This is a genomic window from Caballeronia choica (assembly GCF_001544535.1).
Classification (GTDB): domain Bacteria; phylum Pseudomonadota; class Gammaproteobacteria; order Burkholderiales; family Burkholderiaceae; genus Caballeronia; species Caballeronia choica.
Genome location: NZ_FCON02000446.1, coordinates 1 through 1,460, shown reverse-complemented (window position 1 = coordinate 1,460; position 1,460 = coordinate 1). Strand labels below are relative to the sequence as shown.

General features: G+C 64.5%; 3 pseudogenes. All 3 read left to right on the top strand.

Annotated elements, in window-relative coordinates:
• Nucleotides 1-400 precede the first annotated feature (400 nt).
• A pseudogene (locus AWB68_RS44860) lies at nt 401-751 on the top strand (AMP-binding enzyme); the annotation flags it as partial.
• A pseudogene (locus AWB68_RS44855) lies at nt 745-1,182 on the top strand (MFS transporter); the annotation flags it as partial. The pseudogenes AWB68_RS44860 and AWB68_RS44855, both read left to right, overlap by 7 nt.
• Nucleotides 1,183-1,277: 95 nt before the next feature.
• A pseudogene (locus tag AWB68_RS50585) lies at nt 1,278-1,460 on the top strand (AraC family transcriptional regulator); the annotation flags it as partial.

Below are 1,460 nucleotides of genomic sequence, written 5' to 3'. Positions count from 1 at the left end.
GGCGATCTCCTGTTCCTCGACGGGAACGACAACATCGTCGCGCTCGAAAACTGGAAGACCTCGCTGAATCGCTATCTGGCCTATTGCGAGCAGCATGACATCAAGCCGAAAGATCTCACGGCATTCAACTGATCCGAAATCCATGGGGACTCCCGATATCCCCCGGGGTCCTCGCGACACTCAGTGCGTCGGCCGCAAGACGCACCAGGCGGTCCGGCCAAATCAGGACTCCGGCACCAGGCTGGGTTCATCGCAGGTCACAGACAGCGAGAAGACAGCTGCGTGCACCGACCACACAGCCCATATCGCATCGCGATCGCTCCCGCCGCCAGAGCCGTTATCTGATCGCAAAAGCCCAGGAGAGGGGAAACACGGGTCTCGGTTCACGTCCTTGAAGCGGCAAATCACTGATCGCAGCAAAGACGTCATCAAGTCGGGGGGCGAGTGGATTGGTTCAATCGACCTGGAGAATATCGCGATGGCGCACCCAGCAGTCTCTCAGGCAGCGTGCATTGCCGCGAAACACGCGAAGTGGGACGAGCGGCCGCTGCTCGTAGTGGTCAGGAAAACAGGAATCGAGCTTTCCCGCGAGCAGATGCTTGGCTTCTACGAAGGCAAGATCGCGAAGTGGTGGACGCCTGATGATGTGGTCTTCGTCGACGCGATCCCATTGGGCGCTACGGGCAAGGTCCAGAAAAACCGTCTGCGGGACCAGTTTGGCGATCATCTGATGGCCAGGGCTACGTCGTGATCGTGGTCGCCGCGCCGCTCGCCGGCGCGCTGTCCGACCGCTACTCGGCCGGCGTGCTCGGCGGCATCGGGCTCGCGCTGTTCGCGGGCGGACTGCTGTCGCTTGCGACGATCGGCGCGCACCCGGGCACGGTTGACATCGTCTGGCGCATGGCGCTGTGCGGTGCCGGCTTTGGCCTGTTCATGGCGCCGAACAACCGCGCAATACTGTCGTCGGCGCCGCGCCAGCGCAGCGGCAGCGCGGGTGGCATGCTCAGCACCGCGCGGCTGACCGGGCAGATGCTCGGCACGGCGCTCGTCGCGCTGATCTTCGGCGTCGCACCCGGGCACGGGCCGACGATCGCGCTCTATGTCGCCGCCGCGTTCGCGGCTGCCGCGGCCGTCGTCAGCACGCTGCGCATCGCGGCCCCGCACCTGAACGCGTCGGTCTAACCGCATCACATACGGCGCCCAGCGTGTCGAGTGCGTCCGGCACGGCGCTGGCGCGCGCGTCTTCACGCCCGCGCCGGCTCCGTGCCGGTATCCAAGTGCAGATCGATGCCGCTATGTTTCATTTCAGCGCGCGACACGTCTCGCCGACTGCCGAGATCGTCAGGATGCTGCTGCCAGGCGGACTATGTTCGGTCGATCGGATTGCCCAGCATCTTGGCATGCATCGACGCACTCTTAACCGGTACCTCTCGGCGGAGGGTGAGAGCGTCACCACGATC